20 protein-coding genes are annotated in these 21,524 nt (G+C 58.8%); 8 read left to right on the top strand and 12 right to left on the bottom strand.

Annotated features, from left to right (window positions below; all coding sequences use genetic code 11):
• The first annotated feature begins 119 nt into the window (after window positions 1-119).
• Together ACH2ED_RS11925 and ACH2ED_RS11920 are read left to right on the top strand one after the other, a co-directional pair.
• Window positions 120-548, top strand: a complete 429-nt coding sequence (locus ACH2ED_RS11925; RefSeq protein WP_395091285.1) for a TolB family protein — start codon at window positions 120-122, stop codon at window positions 546-548.
• A complete protein-coding gene (locus tag ACH2ED_RS11920; RefSeq protein WP_395091284.1) occupies window positions 487-999 on the top strand; it encodes a hypothetical protein in 513 nt (170 codons plus the stop codon). The genes ACH2ED_RS11925 and ACH2ED_RS11920 overlap by 62 nt, the downstream gene beginning before the upstream one ends.
• Here ACH2ED_RS11920 and ACH2ED_RS11915 read toward each other — a convergent pair.
• The 7 genes from ACH2ED_RS11915 to ACH2ED_RS11885 all read right to left on the bottom strand — a co-directional run bounded on the left by ACH2ED_RS11915 (window position 965) and on the right by ACH2ED_RS11885 (window position 8,946).
• Window positions 965-1,870, bottom strand: a complete 906-nt coding sequence (locus ACH2ED_RS11915; protein WP_395091282.1) for a carbohydrate kinase — start codon at window positions 1,868-1,870, stop codon at window positions 965-967. The two genes, ACH2ED_RS11920 and ACH2ED_RS11915, sit on opposite strands and share 35 nt — an antisense overlap.
• A 6-nt stretch (window positions 1,871-1,876) precedes the next feature.
• On the bottom strand, window positions 1,877-2,206 hold the full coding sequence (locus ACH2ED_RS11910; RefSeq protein WP_395091280.1) for a type II toxin-antitoxin system PemK/MazF family toxin: 330 nt from the start codon (window positions 2,204-2,206) through the stop codon (window positions 1,877-1,879).
• Window positions 2,194-2,451: an AbrB/MazE/SpoVT family DNA-binding domain-containing protein gene (locus ACH2ED_RS11905; RefSeq protein ID WP_395091278.1), complete on the bottom strand. Its 258-nt coding sequence runs from the start codon at window positions 2,449-2,451 to the stop codon at window positions 2,194-2,196. The genes ACH2ED_RS11910 and ACH2ED_RS11905 overlap by 13 nt, the downstream gene beginning before the upstream one ends.
• A 34-nt stretch (window positions 2,452-2,485) precedes the next feature.
• Window positions 2,486-4,555, bottom strand: a complete 2,070-nt coding sequence (locus ACH2ED_RS11900) for an ATP-dependent DNA helicase (RefSeq protein WP_395091276.1) — start codon at window positions 4,553-4,555, stop codon at window positions 2,486-2,488.
• A 64-nt stretch (window positions 4,556-4,619) separates the two neighbouring features.
• Window positions 4,620-5,402, bottom strand: a complete 783-nt coding sequence (locus ACH2ED_RS11895) for a hypothetical protein (RefSeq protein ID WP_395091275.1) — start codon at window positions 5,400-5,402, stop codon at window positions 4,620-4,622.
• A complete protein-coding gene (locus ACH2ED_RS11890) occupies window positions 5,380-6,189 on the bottom strand; it encodes an enoyl-ACP reductase (protein WP_395091273.1) in 810 nt (269 codons plus the stop codon). Before ACH2ED_RS11890 ends, ACH2ED_RS11895 begins: the two co-directional genes overlap by 23 nt.
• A 57-nt stretch (window positions 6,190-6,246) precedes the next feature.
• A complete protein-coding gene (locus ACH2ED_RS11885) occupies window positions 6,247-8,946 on the bottom strand; it encodes a hypothetical protein (protein WP_395091271.1) in 2,700 nt (899 codons plus the stop codon).
• Between the two features lie 177 nt (window positions 8,947-9,123).
• Between ACH2ED_RS11885 and ACH2ED_RS11880 the strand changes: the two genes are divergently transcribed.
• Window positions 9,124-9,678, top strand: coding sequence for a hypothetical protein (locus ACH2ED_RS11880; RefSeq protein ID WP_395091270.1), 555 nt, complete (start codon window positions 9,124-9,126; stop codon window positions 9,676-9,678).
• A gap of 33 nt (window positions 9,679-9,711) precedes the next feature.
• On the opposite strand, the gene ACH2ED_RS11875 is transcribed toward ACH2ED_RS11880, so the two are convergent.
• Window positions 9,712-11,355 carry a CTP synthase gene (locus ACH2ED_RS11875; RefSeq protein WP_395091269.1) on the bottom strand — a complete coding sequence of 548 codons (1,644 nt, stop codon included), beginning with the start codon at window positions 11,353-11,355 and terminating at the stop codon, window positions 9,712-9,714.
• 101 nt (window positions 11,356-11,456) lie between these two features.
• On the opposite strand from ACH2ED_RS11875, the gene ACH2ED_RS11870 reads away from it, so the two are divergent.
• The 3 genes from ACH2ED_RS11870 to ACH2ED_RS11860 are packed head-to-tail and all read left to right on the top strand — an operon-like array spanning window position 11,457 to window position 15,346.
• Window positions 11,457-12,533, top strand: a complete 1,077-nt coding sequence (locus ACH2ED_RS11870; RefSeq protein ID WP_395091267.1) for an aldose epimerase family protein — start codon at window positions 11,457-11,459, stop codon at window positions 12,531-12,533.
• A 6-nt stretch (window positions 12,534-12,539) separates the two neighbouring features.
• Complete coding sequence (locus tag ACH2ED_RS11865) at window positions 12,540-12,989, top strand: CBS domain-containing protein (protein WP_395091266.1); 450 nt, start codon at window positions 12,540-12,542, stop codon at window positions 12,987-12,989.
• Window positions 12,986-15,346, top strand: coding sequence for an aldehyde dehydrogenase family protein (locus ACH2ED_RS11860; RefSeq protein WP_395091264.1), 2,361 nt, complete (start codon window positions 12,986-12,988; stop codon window positions 15,344-15,346). Before ACH2ED_RS11865 ends, ACH2ED_RS11860 begins: the two co-directional genes overlap by 4 nt.
• Before the next feature lie 18 nt (window positions 15,347-15,364).
• On the opposite strand, the gene ACH2ED_RS11855 is transcribed toward ACH2ED_RS11860, so the two are convergent.
• Window positions 15,365-15,877 carry a hypothetical protein gene (locus ACH2ED_RS11855; protein ID WP_395091263.1) on the bottom strand — a complete coding sequence of 171 codons (513 nt, stop codon included), beginning with the start codon at window positions 15,875-15,877 and terminating at the stop codon, window positions 15,365-15,367.
• A gap of 91 nt (window positions 15,878-15,968) precedes the next feature.
• On the opposite strand from ACH2ED_RS11855, the gene ACH2ED_RS11850 reads away from it, so the two are divergent.
• A complete protein-coding gene (locus ACH2ED_RS11850) occupies window positions 15,969-16,859 on the top strand; it encodes a rhodanese-related sulfurtransferase (RefSeq protein WP_395091261.1) in 891 nt (296 codons plus the stop codon).
• Between the two features lie 314 nt (window positions 16,860-17,173).
• Here the strand turns inward: ACH2ED_RS11850 and ACH2ED_RS11845 are convergent, their stop codons facing one another.
• Complete coding sequence (locus ACH2ED_RS11845) at window positions 17,174-18,217, bottom strand: Gfo/Idh/MocA family protein (protein ID WP_395091260.1); 1,044 nt, start codon at window positions 18,215-18,217, stop codon at window positions 17,174-17,176.
• A 5-nt stretch (window positions 18,218-18,222) separates the two neighbouring features.
• Window positions 18,223-20,022: a HEAT repeat domain-containing protein gene (locus ACH2ED_RS11840; RefSeq protein ID WP_395091258.1), complete on the bottom strand. Its 1,800-nt coding sequence runs from the start codon at window positions 20,020-20,022 to the stop codon at window positions 18,223-18,225.
• Window positions 20,023-20,064: 42 nt separating this feature from the next.
• Between ACH2ED_RS11840 and ACH2ED_RS11835 the strand changes: the two genes are divergently transcribed.
• Window positions 20,065-20,862: a menaquinone biosynthetic enzyme MqnA/MqnD family protein gene (locus ACH2ED_RS11835; RefSeq protein WP_395091256.1), complete on the top strand. Its 798-nt coding sequence runs from the start codon at window positions 20,065-20,067 to the stop codon at window positions 20,860-20,862.
• 425 nt (window positions 20,863-21,287) lie between these two features.
• Here the strand turns inward: ACH2ED_RS11835 and ACH2ED_RS11830 are convergent, their stop codons facing one another.
• Window positions 21,288-21,404 carry a PEP-CTERM sorting domain-containing protein gene (locus ACH2ED_RS11830; protein ID WP_395091254.1) on the bottom strand — a complete coding sequence of 39 codons (117 nt, stop codon included), beginning with the start codon at window positions 21,402-21,404 and terminating at the stop codon, window positions 21,288-21,290.
• Between the last annotated feature and the right edge of the window lie 120 nt (window positions 21,405-21,524).

Below are 21,524 nucleotides of genomic sequence, written 5' to 3'. Positions count from 1 at the left end.
TTACCATGACATCTGTCCGCAATGGAACTACACTATCTATCCGAGAGTAAATGTAAATCCTATATGAATCGGGAGGTTATTTTTTTACGAGCCCTAAGCTCAGCGCCAACGGGCAGTTTGTGGCCTTTCGCTCCGTGGCGACCAATCTTGTCGTGGGAGATACCAATGGTGTCTCCGATATCTTTGTGCATGACCGCACGACGGGCATCACAACGCGCGTCTCGGTGGCGACGGGTGGGGCGCAGGCGGTGGGCGGAAACAGCAACAACCCGAGTATCAGCGCGGACGGGCGCTATGTCGCGTTTAGTTCCACTGCCACCAATTTGGTGCCCGGAGACACCAACGGTGCCAACGATGTGTTTGTCCACGATCGGGTGCTGGGAACCACCACCCTTGTTTCTGATGAGGGAACGGGAACGACGGGCAATGGCCTGAGCGACTCCTCTGCCATCAGCGGCGACGGTAATATTGTGGCGTTTCGCTCCCTTGCCACCAACCTGGTGGGTAGCCCGATTTGCCTCACGCAACAACTTCGTCAATGGCGATAATAACAACCTTGAGGACGTGTTTGTACGCGACACGCTCACCAGCACCACGATCCGAGCCTCCGTAGTGGACTCATCGGGCGGCCAGGGCAACGGTGCCAGCGGCTACAGCGAGGGCTGGGGCATTAGCATCAGCGCCAACGGGATGCGCGTCGCGTTTCAGTCTCTAGCAAACAACCTGGTTACCAAATCCAGTAATGGCTTCACCGATAACAACAACCTTGAGGATGTCTTTCTGCGCGATATCAGTACAGGGAAGACCTACATGGTATCCAAGGGGATCGTGGCGGGCAAACCAGGGTCTGCCAATGGCTCTAGCGGTGGGCTGAGCACCGGCAGCGTCTCGTTAAGCGCAGACGGCACGACCGTGATGTTCTGCTCCGTCGCCTCCAATCTCGTCGTGGGTGACACCAACAACGTCATGGATGTTTTTGTTCGAGGGCTGATTCCGTAGCAGGATGTGTGGGGGTCGCGCCGGGTTGGGAGCAGACAAAGCTCGCAATCCGGCTGGCTTTCTCATGAAGCGTGTCGAGGTCCTCAAAGCGCAGGAGACCAACGGCAAGTGTCGCCGTGAACGCATCGCCCGCCCCGACCGTGTCGGGTTTCACGCCATCAGCGAGGGGATAGCCCGGATGATCTGAGCGACGGAAGCGGGTAAAAAGTGTGCTCCCCTGTGCCCCGCGAGTCAGGGCAACGAGCTGGAGATTCGGGTAGCGCTCCCAAAAGGCCGCGATAAGAGACTCCTCACTGCCGGAAAGCTCCAGAAGTGACGCCACCACGGGCAGCTCTTCGTCGTTGAGTTTGAAGACATGGGCAAGCTGAAGAGAAAAGTGGGTTGTCGCCTGTTCAAAGTAGTGCTGACGCAGGTTGATATCAAAGAGGCGTAGGCAGTGTGAGGGCGTCCTGTGCACGAAGCGGCGCAGGATCGCACAGGACTCCGGAGAGCGTTGGGCCAAGCTCCCAAAACACACTGCATCGGTGTGCTTTGCAAGCGAATCCCACCCGGAGTGGGCGCGAAAATCATCCCAGGCCGTGTTCTCATGAATCGTGTAGGTCGCTTTTCCCTCGGCATCCAGCGTGGCTGTGACCGTGCCGGTGGGGGAGTCGTTGCGCTGAAGGTAATCGGTGGCGAGACCAAGGCTTTCGAGGCGCTGGAGAATTTCATCGCCGAGGGCATCGCGCCCGATGGCACTGGCGACAATACCCTCCGCGCCGAGCTGGCTGGCATGGAACGCAAAATTTGCGGGGGCTCCTCCGAGATACTTTCCGTGGGGCAGCAAGTCCCAGAGCACCTCCCCGAGTCCGACAATCACGGGCTTGTTCATGGTGGGTTACTCCGCAAATAGCTCCGCAAGAGCGTGCAGGACGGCGCGTTTTTCATCGTCGCTAACGGAGCCAAGGCGTTTAACGAGGCGGGTCTTGTCCACGGTGCGAAGTTGATCCAGAACTACCTGGCCGGATTCCCCCTGGAACTCACAGGGAATTCGGGTGGGATAGTTTCGCGCGGCAGTGGTCATAGGAGCTAGGATCACCGTGGCAATATTTCGGTTGATCTCGTCGGGCGAGACGACAAGGCAAGGGCGCGTTTTCTGAATTTCACTACCTATCGTGGGGTCGAGGTTGACCAAGCAGACCTCAAAGCGTTGAACTACCAACTCCATTCTTCGGTCTCCCAGCGAGTAAGAGTGAGCGCTTCGTTATCCAGAAGCGTGTCCTCTCTGGCTTCCGCCATGACGCGAAACTGTGCGTCCCAGCCCTGACGAACGGGCCGTACGGAGCGGACGATGAGCTTCCCCTCTTCCACGTCCAGCTCCACTTCATCGGTAAGTTGTGTTTGTTGTAGCAACAGTTTGGGAATTCGAATTCCCTGGGAATTCCCAATCTTCACCAGTCGCGTTTTTATCATAGTAGTTACAATGTATACCCGGCTGGATGATATGTCAACCCGGATATGCTGCAAAGAACTGTGCCACCTGGCTAATCTGGTCGGTGCGAGGGCAGGGGGGGAGCGCATCGAGAAGTTTTCTGCCGTAGGACTTGCTCCAGAGACGGGCATCTAAAATGGCCACGACACCGCGATCTGTCGTGGTGCGCAGCAAGCGCCCCACCCCTTGTTTGAGGCGCAGCTCCGTGGTGGGCATACTGAACTCGGCGAAGGCATCGCCGCCGGAGGCCTTGATACGCGCCTCTCGTGCTCGCAGCGGCGGTGAGTCCGGGGTGGGGAAGGGGAGCTTGTCTAAAATCACGAGCGAGAGGGCGTCGCCCGGCACATCGACGCCCTCCCAGAAGCTGCTGGTTCCCAGTAAAACACCGTTACCCGCTTTGGTGAAGCTCTCCACAAGCCGGGCGTTGGGCGCCTCTCCCTGGGCAAAAATCGGGTAGTCGAAGCTCGCTTTCAGGCGCTCCTTGGCGAGAGATAACATCCGGTGCGAGGTAAATAGTACAAAGGTTCGGCCTTTGGCGAGACCCACGAGGGTTTGCACCTCGAAGAGCATCCGCTCCGCGTACTCGTCGCTGCTCGCCGGTGGCCCGAGATGACGTGGAACATAGAGCAGGCTGTTTTTTTCGTAGTCAAACGGCGAGCCCTGGATGACCTGGAGCGCGGTAATCTGGTATTCCTCCCCCCCATCTCTCGCCCGGCGAGGGGGCTCAGAGGAAATAAAATCCTCCTCGCTGTCTTGCTCCTTATTGTCCCCCCGCTCGGCGGGGGCTAGGGGGCTGGCGGGGGCTAGGGGGGAGGTTAGCCCCAGGCGCTTGGCCGTGCTCTCGAAGCCGCCACCCGTGGCCAGCGTAGCGGAGACGAAACTCACGCGCTCGATGCGGGCGTAGAGGGTGTCTTCTAGTGTTGGGGCAATATCATAGGGCGTGCGTACGAGTGTGGTGAGTATTCCTCCGCCGCGCATCTGGCGGTTGTGGTACCAGAGAAAGTACGAGTCGTCCTGCGGCTCGGTGTGAAACGCGGAAAGCTCCGTTGAGAGGCGGGTAGCCGTCTTTGCCAGCCCGACGGCTTTTTCTTTTTCCTGGGGCCTGGTGGTCGTCTCCGCGATATTGATTAGGTCTTTGGCAAGAGCATCTAGGGAGACCGTCACGGCGTCGCGCAGCTCCCGAAACTGCGGCGCGTCCACCTCGTGCATAAACCCCTCGTCGTTTCGAGCCGCGAGATACGGATCTAAAAGACGCTGATGAATCGCGTCTATGGCGGCAAGATGCTGTGGCTTGAGCTGAGCGAGCCGCTTGCAGCGCGACAGTAAGATCGGCACGCGGCGCGAGCTCCACTCCAGCCCGAAAGCACGGGTCGCCACATCGTCTACATGGTGCGCCTCGTCAAAGACCACGGCATCGTAGGTAGGAAGCAGCGTCGGGCCATCGGGGGCCTGGCGGCGCAGGCGTAGATCCGCGAAGAAAAGCGCATGATTGACGACGATGAGCCGACACTGCTCGGCGTTTTTACGGGCTTTGTAATAAAAACACTTGTCGTAGTGGCGGCACTCCCGGTGACGGCAGGTGTCTGGGTGCGCGGCGATCTCGCTCCAGCCCGAGTAGGAGAAATCCAGCTCCGACACATCGCCCGTGTCGGTCTCGCTCGACCAGCGCTGGATGTTCTTGAAGGTAGGATCGCCAAACGTCCACAGCTCACCCGATGCAATCTCCAGTTCTTGAAAACATAAAAAATTCTGTCGGCCTTTAAGCACCGCCGCCTCAATCGGCGATTCCAACGCGGTGAGCACAGCGGGAATATCGCGCTCGATGAGCTGACTCTGGAGCGCGAGGGTGTGGGTGGAGATGACGGCGCGCCCCTCGGACTTTTCCAGCCAGCGCAGCAGCGGCACGAGATAGGCCAGGCTTTTTCCGACACCCGTTCCCGCCTCAGCCAGACACGGACGGCTCTCCGCCAACCCCAGCGCAATCGCCTCCGCCAGCGCCGTCTGTTCCGCGCGGGGCGCAAAGCCAGGCAGGCGTTTGGAGAGCGGACCATTTTTTCCAAAGAGACGAGCGAGGGAAGAAGACACGTAGTCCATTGTACCGGAAACCGCGAGCCAAAGAATGAGGCGGGTGGGTTCGAGACGGGGCGGTTCAGGGGCGAGTAACCGTTTGCGCGACTGAGTAGAGGTAATCGTCGCCGTTGGGATCCGTGGTGAGCGGCGGGTTCGCATCGCCGGTGGCGCGGCCCCCGACGCGTGCATAGACCGTGTTGCCAGGCGCACTGTCTGCGGGCCAAGGGATCGTGATGAGGCCCTCGCCGCTCGTGACCTGCACGGGGCCACGGACGGTTTTGCTACGAAAGTCGGAAAACACGGAGGTTTCCACCTGGTACTGATCCGCACCGTCGAGCTTGGGGAAGCGCACCAGGGCCTCCACCGACTGCGGCGTGACACTGGCGATGCTCGGGCGAACCAGCGGCGTGGTGGCCACACCAGGCGTGTTGAGGCTCGTCTCCGCGTAGGAGGTCGCCCCACTGGGCTCGATGCGCTGGAAGAGCACGCGTACCTGGTAGCGAACAGTTCCGCCGGGCCGAACAGGGGAGTGGTTTCCCGTGCGGGGCGTTAAAGTCGTGCCGCTCGCCTCCTGGAAGGCGAACGTCCCGGACGCCGTCGTGTCTCGGAAGCTGCGTCCGTCTTTGTCCACAGCCCCGATCCGGTCGCTGTTGCGAAATACCTGGTACTCCACAATGCGCTGGGCGGCGATATCCAGCGGTGCGGCCCACTGCACCAGCACCTCGGGCACGGAGTCCGCCGCCAGAGTCGCTCGCGCCGCCACCACGGAGCTTGCCCCCGGATCGTTGCTACCGCCCCCGCCCCCACAACCAAGGAGCAGGAGCAGACAGGCGACAACACTAGCCCCCGGAGTTGTTGCCATAGTCTGGAATCCCTAAAATATGATAGCCGGAATCCACATAGAGCACATCACCTGTGGTGCCGCGAGACCAGTCGGAGACGAAGAAGGCGCAGGTGTCGCCCACTTCGGTGATCTCGGTATTGTGGTGCAGCGGCGCGGCACTGGCAATGCTCTTGAGAATATCGCGGAAGCCCTTGATCCCCATCGCGGAGAGGGTTTTCATGGGACCGGCGGAGATGGCATTCACGCGGATATTTTGCGCCCCTAGATCGTAGGCCAGGTAGCGTACCGTAGACTCTAGGGCGGCCTTGGCGATACCCGCCGTGTTGTAGTTGGGCACGACCCGAACACCGCCAAGATACGTGAGTGTGACGATACTTCCGCCGTTGGTCATGAGTGGTTCGGCGGCTTTGGCGGCGGCAATGAGTGTGTAGGTGGACGACTGGAGCGAGATATCAAAGTCTGGGCCACTCACATCAATCATCCGACCATCCAGCCCCTTAGCAAAGGCTACCGAGTGCACCACAAAGTCTAGCGTCCCGAACGTAGCCGCGACTTTCTCGTGAAGCGCCGCGATCTGTTCTGGGTCCAGCAGATTACAGGGCTCGATTAAGGGGACACTGCCCTCTGGAAGCTTGGCCGCCAGCTTCTTGACATCGTTTTCCTCGCGCTCGCCGTAATACGTCATGACGAACTGTGCGCCCTCGCGTGCCAGCGACTGAGCACAACCCCAGCCCGCAGACCAGGAGTTGCGCACCCCGTAGAGAATCCCTTTTTTACCGTCCAAAAGCCCCATGAAAAACCTCAATCTAGCTCCCACCCCCTTTGTGTAACCGGAGGGGGTCGCGCGAAGCGCGAGGGGAGGTTACTTAATCACTACTTCATAGTATATCGTCGCTTTACCATCCGGCCCGAGAGTGCTCAGCGGAAGTCTTAGCTCGGTGCCCGCTAGCTTGGCCTCCAGAGGAGCGACACGTTTCCCGCTAGTATCCAAGCGCCAGGCTTCCACCTTGCCCGCAAGCTTGCGCGTGAGAGTAACATTGACGACACCGCGTTTTACCAAGTGGGGAAGTGTGCCCCAGGCCTCCAGAATTTTAAGATCGGGAGCGCCATAGCGAATTCCCGTGTTCTGGACATCGGTAATGTGGGCCACCAGAAGCCGGGCACTCTCGGAGACGGGCTTGCCATCAAGGGAGGTCACATAGACCGTGGCCTCCGCGACTTCCGCGCCGATGCGTAGCGGACCGCACTGGATCGAGTCCCCTTCCGGGCAGATGCCCCCTAAAAGCTTCGGCGTAGTGATGCGCAGCGAGCCGAACTGGCCGTTGACAGCAATCTCCCCGGTCTCGGCCTGGCGCTCCTGGGTCTCGAAGTTGGTGCGGTTGGTCGCAGCGAGACGGTTGGACTGGAAGAGCTGTGCTAGTGCATCTTTAGAGTCACCTTTGGTCAGGCGAAGCTCCGTAGGGCGGGGGGGAGCCAGCGGGCCGGTAGCCTCTTCCACCCAGGTGCCAATACGGGTGACGAGCGCCAGCTCCCCAAACCCGACCGAGACACCAAGCTCTGGCTTTGTGAGAAGCTCATCGCGACGCAGGTGCCGTGAAACGGCATTGGGAGCCGTGCGCGCATCCCCACGCAGGAACAAGAGCGAACCCGCCCGGCTACTCATCAGGCCCGCCGGATCGTTTGCAAGATCAAAATAACTCAGGGCTCCGGGGGCCACTGCGGACTCAACGGTGTGGGCGTAGGCAAACTGCCAGACCGCATCCCAGTTCTGGAGCGCAGCCGCTGCGCCCATCAAGAGACCACCCTCTGCACGGGTGCGGTTTGGAGCAGTGTAGTTGAACTCACTGACAGTAAAGGGCTTGCCAAAAAGACGGGTCATTGCAACCCCGCCCGGGCCGGTTCCCCCGTTACTCAGGGCGGAAGCACCGTCTTGATTTCCAGAGGATGGCAGTTTCCAGTCCTCTTCCAGAAAGTTGGGATGATCCCAGTAAAAGTGAGTATCCACAAAATCGAGGTCGGTACGCGCCGCCATAAACGCCGGACTCTCGGACCAGCCATTGAGATCAGTCAGAAGTGCCTTGCAGCCCAGCTCACGAATAGCGGCTTTCATCTTGGCAAAACCACGCTCATGGAGCATTGCAAGAAATCCTCCCACTTCCCGCCCCGCACGGTCGTTGCCGACGGTGCGAGGCAGAGGCGCTGTCGGCAGATTACGGCTTTTGCGCCACACCTGCCACTCTTTTTCCAGTAGCGCAAGTAACTCTGGTTTGAAAGTCGCAAGCCCGTTGGTCAGGTTCGGTTCATTGACCACGCAAATCCAGCCCAGCGCCGGTTCATCTTTCCAGGCAAGCTGGGTGTAGGGATTGACATGCGTGAGCAGGGTTCGAGCAAAATCCTTCCAGTTGCCAAAGGCAGTGTCTGAAACAAGAACCGCCGCCTTGAAATCTCCCAGTGAGAGGGTGTCGGGCACCGGGCGTGAGACAAACAGGTCGGTTTTGATGTAGAGGCCGCGTTTCTTGAGTGCTGCGATCAGGTAGTCGAGCTTGTCCAACGACGCGGCATTGACAGCTTCTCCATCGTAGTGGTGGATACGAACACTGTTATAGCCTAAGCGTCCCAGGCGTTCGGCGAGCTTATCCGCATGGGGTTTATCCAGATAGTTTGCCCCGAAGCAAAGATTCACTCCCCAGAAACGCTGCGCCTTGAGGCCTTTCTCAAAGCTGAAGTGCCCCCCGCTGACCACGACACGTCCGTACTTTCCAGCAGGGGCATCTAGGAGAGTCGAGAAGTCCAGAACACTGCCCGGTGTGATCTCCGCACTCGTTTCCTCTAGGGGAATCCAGTCGTCGCCCGCGTTGATCGTGATGGGCTCTTCTCGGATGAGAGCGAGGGGAGCCGGAAACGACACGAGTGTCTCGAAGGTCTCTGTCTGCCCCGCTTTCCAGAGGCGACCACCGGGCTCGGGGGATTGTTTTCCAAAGCGAAGCTCAAGCTCTTGGGCCTTAAAGGCACGGTTGTCCTGCAGCAGAAGCGGCTGATCTTTTGTCTCGGCGGAGAGAGTCGCTCCTCGGCGCGTGAGGATAATCCCTCCGTCACCTGCAATCACATTCGCCTGTTTCGGTGTGTTTTCCTCAACGATCACTTCCCGTGTTCCCAGAATCGCCTTTGCCTGAGTCCATTCCTCAATCGTACTCAGCAAAGCCAGATGGGCACTGTTCACTTTTAGGTCTTTATTGGGCGTGAGCGTGTACTTCAGGCGCAGATTTCGATCCGAGATAGCTTCCAGAGCGGCTTCAAATGTAACGGCCACAGTGGCGTTTGCACTTCGGGCCCGGATGCGTGCCATGCCAATACCGGGGGCGGCAGTGGCGGTGCGGAACTGCCACATACTCTCGAAAATGCCAGGGCGGAGAGTTGCGTAGACGCGCTGGCTTCCGGCAAATCGAACCGTGATGGTGCCTGCTCGATCCAGAGTCGCGATCAGGCGCTGCGGGGGTTGTGCACTCGCCGGGCTAGAAAGCCAGCACAAGACACATAGGAGATAGATGAAAACACGCCTCATGTGCATAAAAACCTAATCCTCTGGTACACTTCGTTCTACATGGGAACGCAGAAAACCTTCTTGGTGCCTGTGGACTTCACAGACGGTTAACTGGTGGGAACCGAAAGCCGTAACGTAAACGTATACAGTGCTGTCTTCAATGGGACAGTGAAATTTAAACACAGGATGAATTCGATCATGAAACAATGGATGCTGCGGCTGGCGGCCGCTTTTTCAATGGCACTTGCCTTGAGTGTGGGGAGCCCCTCCGCGCTGGCTCAGGGCCAGCCCCCGGCTGGGGGACAGCCCAGTGCGGCGGAGATGAAGGAAATGCAGGATTTCCAGGCAAAGACCGCTACCATCCAGAAAAAATACATGCCTCAGTTGGATACGATCCAGAAAAAGTACAAACCACGGTTGGATGCTATCGAGGCGAAGTACGGGCTAACCAAGTATAAGACGCAGCAAGATGCCTTTATGAAGGAAGCTAAGGCGATGAAACCCGCGGATCAGCAGGGTCCTAAGGGGATGGCACTCCAAAAGAAAATGGCCGAGCTACAGACCAAAGCCAAGGCGGATCCGAACGTGAAGAAGGCGGAAGCCGAGGCGAAGCCGATCACAAAAAAGATGTTCGCGGAGATGAAGCCCCTCGCGAAAAAATTTGGGGACGAGATTCTCGCGATTGCTCCTGCCAAGATGAAGCCCATGGTCAAGCAAACGATCGACAACCAGATGAAGACACTTGGTGGCTAGAGCCGCTTAGCTCAGACACGAAAGCCAGGAGCCTTAGCTTCTGGCTTTTTTTGTGGCGAGTGCCGCCGAGATCAAACCCGCAAAGAGTGGCTGCGCCCGGTTGGGGCGGCTCTTGAACTCAGGGTGGAACTGAACCCCTACAAAGAAGGGATGATTGGGCAGCTCGACAATCTCCACCAGGTTTTTCTCTTTGTTCACTCCTGAGCAGACAAGACCAGCTGTGGTAAGACGCTCACGGTAGTCGTTGTTGAACTCGTAGCGGTGGCGGTGACGCTCCTGGATAAAGGTCTTACCGTAGAGCTGGGCGGCCAGGCTTCCCTCGGAGAGATGGCAGTCCCAGAGCCCTAGACGCATGGTGGCCCCCTTGTCCTCAATGCGGTACTGGTCGTGCATCAAGTGGATCACCGGATGCGACGTTTTCTCGTCCATCTCCGTGGAGTTGGCCCCGACGAGGTTACAGACATTGCGGGCAAACTCAATCACTGCCATCTGCATGCCTAAACAAATGCCAAAATAGGGGATCGCGTTCTCACGGGCGTAGCGTACGGCTTCGATCTTCCCCTCGATACCCCGCGCACCAAAGCCGGGGCAGACAACAATCGCATCGCTCTCGCGGAACCGCCCAATCACATCAACGCCTTGATCTTCCAGCGCTTCAGAGTCTACCCAGTCTAGCTCAACGTGGCAGTTGTGGGCGATTCCAGCGTGCTTCAGGCTCTCCGCGATGGAGATGTAGGCATCCCCGTTCTGGACATACTTGCCGACGACCGCGACTTTGACCGTGTGCTCCGGGTGAAGGATGCGCTGAACAATGGTCTTCCACTCATCGAGATTGGCCTCAGTATGGGGGAGGCCCAGACGGCGGGTCACGAGGCTGGCAAAGCCCTCTTCTTCATAGATGACCGGAATCTCATAGATCGTCTCGACATCCCGCGCGGAGATAACGGCCTCAGCATCCACATCGCAAAAGAGCGCGATCTTCTCGCGGTGCTCGGCAGAGAGCCCCTCTTTGACGCGGCAGACCAGAACATCGGGCGCGATACCGACCTCGCGCAGACGGACCACGGAGTGCTGCGTCGGCTTGGTCTTGATCTCGTTCCAGGGTCCGACACTAGGAATCAGAGTCACATGAACAAACAGAACATTACCCGGCCCCGCATCGCGTTTCATCTGGCGGATTGCCTCCAGAAAGGGCAGCCCCTCAATATCTCCCACCGTGCCGCCGACCTCAGCCAGAACCACATCCGCGCCCGTGGATTTCCCCAGAGCGACAATGCGCTCCTTGATCTCGTTGGTGATATGAGGAATCACCTGGACGGTTCCGCCCAGATAGTCGCCGCGCCGCTCCTTGGCAATCACGGCACCGTAGACGACGCCCGTTGTCACGCTGGCGGAGCGGCTCAGGCTGATGTCCACAAACCGCTCGTAGTGCCCCAGATCTAGATCCGTCTCCGCGCCATCGTCGGTGACAAAGACCTCCCCATGCTGAAAGGGGTTCATCGTACCCGCATCCACATTGATGTAGGGATCAAGCTTCATCAGGGTGACCTGAAAGCCCCGGTTTCTGAGCAAACGTCCCAGCGCGGCGGAGGTGATTCCCTTGCCGATAGAGCTGACGACGCCGCCAGTGACGAAGATATACTTGGTGGTTTTTTGGGGGGTAAGTTCGGTGAGCATGGCAATAAAATACGGGCCGCATGGGTGCGGCCCGTGCCACAGTATACCATGACTGGTACAATAGCGTTGAACTCGTTTGTGAGGAAGGAATGGAAGAAGACATGGCAGGCATTACGAAATCATCGTTTGGCAAGCTCAAGAGTGGAGTCGCGGTAGATCTCTACACTCTTCGCAACAAGAATGGTCTTGTTGCGAAGATCATGACCTATGGTGCGACTTTAACAGAGCTCCACGCGCCGGACAAAGAGGGCAAGATGGCTGATATTTGTCTCGGGTTTGATAACCTGGCGGCCTATGAGTATCAGGCCCCTCCCAAGGCAAAACATCCGTTCATGGGTTCGACCGTGGGGCGCTATTGCAACCGGATCGGCAAGGGGCGCTTCACGCTCGGTGGGAAGACCTATAAGCTGGCGATCAATAATCCTCCTAACCACCTGCATGGCGGCGATGGTCATGCCTTTCCCTGGGTGAACTGGAAGGCTCAGATTGTTGCACGGCCCGATGGCCCGGCGGTGCAGTTTACCTACTTCAGTAAAGATGGCGAGGAAGGCTACCCCGGCAATGTGAACGCGTCGGTGATCTACACACTTACCGAAGCCAATACCGTCAAAATGGAATACGCCGCGACAACTGATAAGCCGTGTCCGATTAACTTAACCAACCATGCCTACTTCAATCTCAAAGGTAAGGGGACAATTCTGGATCACGAGCTTTATATCGCGGCTAAGAGCTACACGGAAGGCGACGAGGATCTCCTGCCCACGGGCAAGATCTTGCCCGTCGTAGACACTCCCTACGACTTTTTCGCCCAGCCCGCGATAGTCGGTGATCGGCTCCTGGCAGCCGGCGGTAAAGAGCCTAATATTGGCTACGATCTCAACTATGTTCTCCTGCCAGGAGCCAAGGGCTACGCGACTGTCGCACGTCTCTCCGAAGCCACCACGGGCCGCCTACTGGAGATCCGCACCGACCAGCCCGGCTTGCAGTTCTACACGGGCAACTTCCTGGATGGGACACTGACGGGTAAGGGCGGCTGGAAGTATGTTCAGTACTCTGGCATCTGTCTGGAGACGCAGCACTTTCCGGATTCCCCGAACCATAAGAACTTCCCCAATACGATCCTGATGCCCGGTCAGACGTATCGCACCAGAACCGAGTACGCTCTCCTGGTGAAGTAACTGACTATGCAAACTATTGCTGGGATCATGACCCGTGATGTCGTGACGATTTCGGAAAACGCCACCCTACGGGAGGCTGCGGCGCTGCTGTCAGAGAAGCAGATCAGTGGCGCTCCTGTGGTAGATGCTCAGGGCAACTTGGTGGGCATTCTCTCAGAGTCTGACTTGCTGAACGAGGGGCGCAAGCGGGCAGCGCTTCCTCGGACGGCGGCCTTCGGGGGTTTTTTGGCCTCCGAGGAGGTGCTTCAGCGCCTCTACCACGCCGGAGCGGACCTCTGTGTGCGCTCCGTGATGTCCACCAATCTCCAGATGGCAACGGAGGAAACTACCGTTATCGAAGCGACACGCACCATGATCAGCAAGAAGATCAACCGCCTGCCCGTCGTTGATTCTGAAGGCACGTTGGTGGGAATCGTGACGCGTGAGGATCTCCTCAAAGCCGTATTTTCTCTATGAGTGTCGCGGAGATTTTTCAGACCATGGACTACGGCCCTGCGCCCGAGAGTGCGGCCCCTGCGCAGGAGTGGCTTGCAACACACACTGAGGGCTTCGGGCACTTTATCGGCGGTGTGTGGACGGTAGCGGCTTCCCATTTTCCCAGTACGAACCCCGCAAACGGTAAGGTACTGGCTCAGATTGGCCAGGGCACCGACACCGATATCGCCGCTGCCGTCGCTGCGGCAAGCGCGGCACTGGCTGGCTGGAAAGCGCTTGGGGGGTCACAGCGGGCACGCTTTCTCTACGCGCTGGCGCGGCAGGTGCAGAAGCACGCCCGGCTCTTTGCGGTGCTGGAGACGCTTGATAACGGCAAGCCGATCCGCGAGACCCGTGACATTGATATTCCGTTAGTCGCTCGGCATTTTTACCACCATGCCGGCTGGGCGACCCTGCTCGAGACCGAATACCCCGGCTACGAGGCGGTGGGGGTCTGCGGCCAGATCATTCCGTGGAATTTCCCGTTGCTCATGCTCTCCTGGAAGATCGCTCCGGCGCTGGCGGCTGGCTGCACCATTGTGCTGAAACCCGCTGAGTTTACGTCACTGACGGCGCTGCTCTTTGCACAGATCTGCCAGGAGATCGGGCTGCCACCTGGCGTCGTGAATATTGTCACAGGCGCTGGTGCCACCGGCGCGGCGCTGGTTGCCCACCCTGATGTGCATAAGATCGCTTTCACGGGTTCTACGGAAGTCGGGCGGCAGATTCGACAGGCGACTGCGGGAACGGGCAAGAAATTGACCCTGGAGCTGGGGGGGAAGTCCCCGTTTATTGTCTTCGAGGACGCCGACCTAGACGCCGCTGTCGAGGGCGTCGTGGATGCGATCTGGTTCAATCAGGGCCAGGTCTGCTGCGCAGGAAGCCGTCTCCTCGTCCAGGAAAGTATCGAGCCGCGCTTTCTTGCTAAGCTCAAGCGGCGCATGGAGACGCTGCGGGTCGGTGATCCACTGGACAAAGTGACCGATATCGGGGCGATTGTCGCGCCCATCCAGCTCACGCGCATTGACGAGCTGGTGCGAGCAGGCGTGGCCGAGGGTGCGATACTTTTCCAGCCCGTCACTGCCTGCCCGGAAGAGGGCTATTTCTACCCGCCCACACTACTAACGGGTGTCTCACCTGCGTCGCGAGTCGTGCAAGAGGAGATCTTCGGCCCGGTGCTGGTGGCCCTGTCGTTTCGCACGCCTGCTGAAGCCGTCGCCCTGGCAAATAACACGCCCTATGGCCTGGCAGCGTCGCTCTGGTCGGAGAGCATCAACCAGTGCCTGGAAACCGCTCCTAAGCTCAAGGCGGGCACGGTCTGGATCAACGGCACGAATCTCTTTGACGCCGCCGCCGGGTTTGGGGGCTACCGCGAGTCGGGCTTCGGGCGCGAGGGTGGCAAAGAGGGGCTCTGGGAGTATTTGGTTGCTAGCCCCCTACCCCCCGCCCAGCGCGGGGACAATAGGGGAAATGAGGGAAATCATTATATTTCCCCCGTTGGACGGGGGGCGGGGGGGCTAGATCAAACGGCGAAGCTTTATATTGGCGGTAAGCAGGCGCGGCCCGACTCAGGCTATAGTCGAAGCGTTCTGGGGCCGGGGGGCGCACACCTTGGGGAAGTGGGCGAGGGCAACCGGAAAGACATCCGTAATGCAGTGGAGGCGTCACGGGCGGCTTCGTCTGGCTGGGGGGGGGCAAGCGGTCACAACCGAGGGCAGATTCTGTACTATCTCGCGGAGAACTTAAGCTACCGGACGGCGGAATTTGCGGCACGTATCGCAATGCAGACGGGGCACGACGGTGCCTCGGAAGTGGACGCTGCCATTGCGCAGCTCTTCTTCTGGGCCGCGTGGGCCGACAAAAACGAGGGCGCTATCCATCGAACCGTGCAAAAGAGTGTGGTGTTGGCGATGCCGGAGCCGCTCGGGGTGCTGGGGATTGCTTGTCCGACGGAGCAGCCGCTTCTTGGACTGATTCAGTTTGTTGCTCCGGCAATCGCGCTGGGCAATGCCGTGATTGTGATCCCCTCGGAGGTGCACCCTCTCTCCGCCACGGATTTTTACCAAGTCCTTGAGACGAGTGATGTCCCTGGAGGTGTGGTCAATATTGTCACCGGCGAGCGCGACACCCTGATGAAGACCCTGGCAGAACACGACGATGTAGATGGTGTCTGGTATGTCGGGGAGAATGCGTCTCTGATTGAGAGAGCATCGGTGGGAAATCTGAAGCGAACCTGGTGCCTCAAGCCTGGCGCACTACCGCGCCACGATGTTTTTCTGAGGACTGCCACCCAGGTGAAGAATATCTGGATTCCCTACGCCGACGAACTCCCCTGGTAGTTGGCGTACTTTGTCCGCTCAGGCGGCTAGGTTGAAGAACGGGACGGGCTCGTGAGCGGGTATCGTATCGGCACCCTCTTCGCCTAGAAAACTCAGGAGCTGGTCGAGCTCGGCAACACACTTTTGCAGGGCTGCTCCCTGGTGGACAAACGCTTCCTGTACTGCCTCTCGGCGGTTCCAGAGCACCTCTATTTCTGCTGTGATCGTCGCCTGCTCATAGGTCTGCTGGTCTTCCAAGTGCTTGAGAGTTTGGAGGAGCGCACGCTTCTTCCAGACAACCTCCCCCAACAGTACATCGGGGTCTATGGGGGCTCTGTGCTCCAGGATCCGCTCAATGACCTGGCGCTGTCGGGACAGAGGGAGGTTCTCGGGCAGCGCCGCGAGAAGCTCCAGCACCAGCTCCGGCTTTCCTGTCAGGCAGATATTGGGTGGCTCCAGCGGGAGTAGCTCATCACTGTCATCAATGACGCGCGGAACCGGCTTTTGTGCTTCGCGGCGGAGCGATGGAAGTGGTCTTGTCAGGATGTTCATGCTACTAATTTATAGATTGGGTAAATTGGTGGCAAACTATCTTGTGAAAACTACCAGAATTTTCCTGATAGGGGCGGTAAAATGCCATTATATGACCCATGCTATCGCTGCTTTCTATAAGTTTGTCGCAATATCGCCGGAGCGTGTCGAGACTATTAAAGAAAAGTTGACGCCGTTGGGGGAGGAACTTGGTGTCCAGGGGCTGATCTTACTGGCCACGGAGGGCATTAATGCGACTGTCTGTGCCACGCCCGACTCACTGACGGCATTCAAAGCAGCACTTCTCAAAATCCCCGAGTTTGCAGGTCTGAAATTTAAAGATTCTTTTTCGATGAAGTCCGTCTTTCGGCGCTGGACGGTTCAGATTCGCGACGAAATCGTGACGGCGGAGCTTCCCGGTATTTTCCCGCAAAGCGACCAGCACCGGCACCTGTCGCCCAAAGAGTGGCACGCGTTATTAGAAAACGAAAGCGATGTGGTGGTGCTGGACACGCGCAACGACTACGAGACACGTATCGGGAAGTTTAGAGGCGCGGTAGACCCCAATATCACTAAGTTCTCTGAGTTTTCAAACTATATGGAGGGTAATCCGCTTCCCAAAGAGAAGACCATTCTGATCTACTGCACGGGTGGGATTCGTTGCGAAAAAGCAATTCTCACGCTGGAGGAAAAAGGCTATGAGAATGTCTATCAGCTCGATGGTGGGATTTTAAACTACTTCGCCGAGTTCCCCGAGGGCGGCGCCTTCGACGGTGAATGCTTCTTATTCGATCACCGAGTGGCCGTAGATAGCAAGCTTCAGCCCAGCCAGAAATACGGCCTCTGCCCGCACTGTGGCGACCCGGCCACCGAGAATTTTGACTGTGCCTACTGCAAACGCAAGGGGCAGGTCTGTGTCAAGTGCTACGGGAAAGCGGAGGTTGGCCGGGCATGTACGAAGAACTGCGCGTATCACGTAAAGCGCCTGGCAGGGGTGGCATGATGCGCAAAACGATTCATGTCACGCCGCCGCCGGAGAGCTTCTTTGCGAACTATCGCGAGGCTGATCGTGACGCGGCGCGGCGGTTCTACAAAAAGCCTCTTAGTCTGTATGGTCTCCATATCGGCGCCGCGGCTACCGTGAGGGACTTTGGAAAAATACCTACGCAGCGTCCAATCCTGGTGAGTACTGGGGGGAAATTGCGCAGAGCTACTTTGACTGCAACCGGGTCAATAACTGGAACCATGGGCCGACTGGCACCCGCGAGCAGCTCCAAAAATACGACCCCGACGGCTACTACCTCGCCGTTCTTCCGATTACCCAGCGTATGGACCTGCTCCTGCGGCGGCATAGATGGCGTTGAGGAGCGCCACCACACGGACGCCTTCGTCGGGCTTGATAAGCGACTCCTTGCCCTCACGAACCGCGGCGATAAAGTCGCGGTAGTTGGCCTCGTGCTGGTTAGAGGAGAGCGCGAGCGGGTCGGCGGCTTTGTTGTCGGTGTCGGTGGCCTCAGAGGCGTTTTCCGTTGCCTCCTCGAACGGCTCGCGGGTCTTGAACGTCACTAGCTCTTCCCCGTTAAAGGCCGCGCTGCCATCGGTGCCGCAGATCAGCACCCGCTGAGCGAGACCGTCGTAGGCGAGCGTGGTGCCCGTGATCGTGGCAATCGCACCGTTTTTGAGCCGAACCGTGGCGACACCCAGTGTCTCAGCTTCGATGTTGCGGAACTTTCCGAGGGAGCACACAGCGTGCAGCACTTCGTCCCAGTCGCCCGCCAGCCAGAGCAGACGATCCACCATGTGGACTCCTTGATTGGAGAGCACGCCGCCGTCTAAGTCCCACGTCCCACGCCACGAGCCCGAGTCGTAGTAGCTCTGGGCGCGGTACCAGGGAGTCTCGCACTGCACGTAGACTAGCTCCCCGAATGCACCAGCTTGCACTGCACGGCGCACTTTCTGAACGCCCGCGTTGAAGCGCTGCTGGAAGATGCCCCCCAGCACGACCCCTGCCTCTTTTGCCGCAGCCACGGCGGCGGCGGCACGCTCGGCATTGGTGTCGAGTGGCTTCTCCGAGAGCGCGTGCCGCCCGGACTTGACGACCTGGATCGCGTGCGTGGCGTGCAGGCCACTGGGTGATGTAATGGCGACCGCGTCAATATCGTCGCGAGCCAGCAAGCTCTCTAGGGAGTCGTGCATGGGGAGGTTCCACTTGGCTCCGAACGCCTCGCGACGCTTTAGATCCGTCTCCGCACCGGCGACCAACACGGCGGTACCGTCTTTCTCCAGTCCATCGCGAAACGTCCGCGCATGCAGCCCAGCGATCCCGCCACAGCCCACGATTCCAAAACGCAAAGGTGCCATATGTTTTAGCCCGGTTTCACTTTGGAGAGGGCGGCCTGCGCGATGTAGGCGGTGTCCTCATTTTTGGACTTGGCGAGCGTCTCCAGTGCGGAAGCGGCTTTCGGGTCGCGGATCTCCCCGAGCGTGATGGCAGCCCAGCGTGCGGCGGGATTACCGTCGGTGGCCAGTGGCAGGAGCCTGTCTACGGCATCGCGACCGACGCTCGCCAGTGCTTTGGAGGCGTAGTAGGCCAGGGTATCGTCGCCACTGCCCAGCTTCGTCTTGAGTGCCTCCACCGCGACCATCCCTAGGCGGCCCAGCGCGACGGCGGCGGCCTCGGAGGCGCCTTCTTTATCCGCAAGGGCAGTGAGGAGCGGCGCAAACTCCGTGGGGGAGGCGAGAGCGGAGAGGGGAGCCGCCGCAGTGAGCTTAGCGATACGCTTGTCCCAGGTGGCTTTCTTCTTCTCATCTTTTTCCGCGTCCCGTTTGGCAGTGTACGAAGCGATTAAATTTGCTTTAGCGGCGACGGGGATTCCTGCACCTCTGACCTCTTGCTCCGCCCCGAAGCGAAGTAGCTCGGTGACCGCGAGATCGCGGGTTTTGTCATTGGTGGAGGAGGCGAGAGTCGCAAGGGTTTTGCGAATACTGGCGGCACGAAAGAGCACCTCGCCCAGAGCCGCGGCGGCTTTTGCACGCACTGCGGGGTCAGAGTCTGTGAGTGCCTTGGTAGCGAGCGCGGACGAGCGCTGGCCGCCGGATGCCTCAGCCGCGAGGGTGCGAACGGAAGGGCTTGCGCTCGCCAGTGCCTGAGCCACTTGCGCGGCGGCGGCATCTCCTGCCCGTCGTAGCCCAGCGGCGGCAGCGATTCCGACAAAAGTGTCGTAGTCACTCAGAGCCGTGAGCATCGCGGCGTTCGCTTCAGGGGTCGCGATACCGCCCAGCGCACCGGCGGCAGCGGCACGGGCCGACGCGTCGGTCTCGGTGCTCTGGAGCGCCTGAATCAGCACGGGCGCACCGACAGGGTCACCGATATTGGCCAGCGAGGTGATCACCGAGCGTCGGACATTCGGGTCGGTGTCGGAGATAAACGGCAGAATCGGGGTAGCGGCTTCCGGGACACTGAATTTCCCCAGCGTCTCGATGAGCGAAATCTTCGCCCCGGCATCGGTCTTGATTTTTTCGTCACTGAGGTAGGGCGCAATTAGCGCGACAGTCTCCGGCCCGATCCCCGCCAGTACCTCGCCCATGGGACCGCGTAGATCCTTATCACTCAGGCGCTTTGCCATCTGCTCCTTGAGCGGCGCACCGATTTTCTTGAGCGCTTCCCGCGCACCGTCACGAATGTTACCGTCCGGGTCTTTAGCGGCGTCTAGCAGGCGCTCTGCGTAGCTTGCACCGACAGCGGCGACGGCGGCACGGGCGGCATCGCGCACGGGATGGGTCTTCTTCTCCGCCGACTCCGTATCCGGGTCTTTACACATCTGAAGGAGCTGCTCAAAGGCGTCTTTACTTTTTCCTTCCGCCGTCAGTGCCTGGAGGGTCATGATCGCTGCCAGGCGTGTGGGGGGAGGAGCACCTCCCTGAAGGGCATCGAAGAGTACTTTACGCCCCATGAGCTTCGCGACCCCGTCTTGCTGTTGTACAGGCTCTTTGCTGGCAACCTGTCCAAGCTGCGATTTCGTCAGGAAAGTATTGATCCCAAAATTGACAACCCCGCCTCCGATGAGAAGCAGAAGACTCCAGCCCAGGAGTTTTCGTGGCGTGACACCTTTGGTCGTGGGGGGCGTCGTGGTCGGAGTCGTCGTCGGCGTTTCATCCATGCTCATAATTGCTAGAGATTATACACCAAAATAAGGTATAATTTATTTATGAACACGTTCATTTTAAAGCTTGGGTCTGTTCCCTACCTCAACGCCCGTCCGCTCACCGATTGGTTTACCGAGACAGAAGCGGGCAGAGCTGTGGGAGCGAGCGTGGAGTTTATCCTGCCGTCCCAGCTTGCTCCTCGCCTGGAACCCGGAGATTTTTCTGCCGGACTTGTCTCCGCTGTCGCATGGGTTCGTCGCCCTCAGCTCCGCTACGCTCCTGGGATTTCCGTGGCGTGCGATGGCCCAGTTCGCTCCGTCCGTGTCTTCTCGCAGGTGCCTATCGAGCAGATCAAGCGCGTCGCCCTCGATACGTCCTCGCTGACCTCGGTGACTCTCACCAGGATCATTTTAGAGGAGCGTTTTGGCTTGCGCCCCGAATACACCGCGATGGCCCCGGATCTAGATTCCATGCTGGCGGAACACGATGCCGCACTTCTCATCGGCGACAAAGGCTATTGTGACTACGACAAGAGCTTGCTGGCGCTGGATCTGGGGGAGATATGGAAGGACTGGACAAACTTACCCTTTGTTTTCGCCCTCTGGATCGGTCGCCCCGATTTACTAACCGACACGCTTTGCTCGCACTTACTGACCGCCAAGGAGTGGGGGACAGCACACTTGGACGATGTGGCGAGGCGGCGCGCACAGGAGCATGGCGAGAGTTTGGAGCGTGCGCAAGCCTACTTCTCCCATGCTATTGTTTACGACCTGGGAGCACGTGAGGAGGCGGGACTGAAGCTCTTTGCCCAAAAAGTCCACGCCCACGGGCTTTTTGGCGACCCCACGGCGATAAAATGAGGCTATTGACTCCAGAAAGTGTGACTGGGAGCCGAAAATGGGAGTCAGGCGTGAACTAAATCACCCTGTCAGCGCCATGGGGGCATGATACACTGAAGAGCAACTTCAGAGGAGAGCAGACGATGAGGACAGAGAGAAAGAAAGCGTATTGGGTTGTAGGCATCGTAGCAGCGACAGTATCTGCGGCAACAGCCGCCTATCTCATTTGGTCGCGAGGGAAACAGGCTGGGGTTTCCGCAGCATCAGATTCTGTCGAGGATCTTCTTGATCGGTGCCACGATCAGGTCAAGCGCATCGAGCAACGCATGGGCGATATTCCACAAGCAGCGTAAAAACAGGAGCAAAACGCTCCTGTTTTTTATTGCCAATGCAACGTCCGATAATACTTATTATGTTGCATCTCTATCACGGTGAGCGCTACAAGCCTACTTGCGGCGGCTCAGGCGCAGCACAACGGGCGCGGCAAAACCCAGCAGCAGCAGTGTCCCTGGTTCAGGTTCGCCCCGGATCGGCAATAAGTACAGGGGAACCGCATTTGGCAAGATATGTGCGACACATCTAACTGTATGGAAATCCCTATAATCAAGGGCTGAGTCATTTCGTAGATGGGAAAGGCATTTTCAGCATTCATAGCAAACTTGGGCAAACGCCTGAAAACTGGG

It is taken from the genome of Armatimonas sp., assembly GCF_043757465.1.
GTDB lineage: Bacteria > Armatimonadota > Armatimonadia > Armatimonadales > Armatimonadaceae > Armatimonas.
This window is presented reverse-complemented; position numbering and strand designations above follow the sequence as displayed.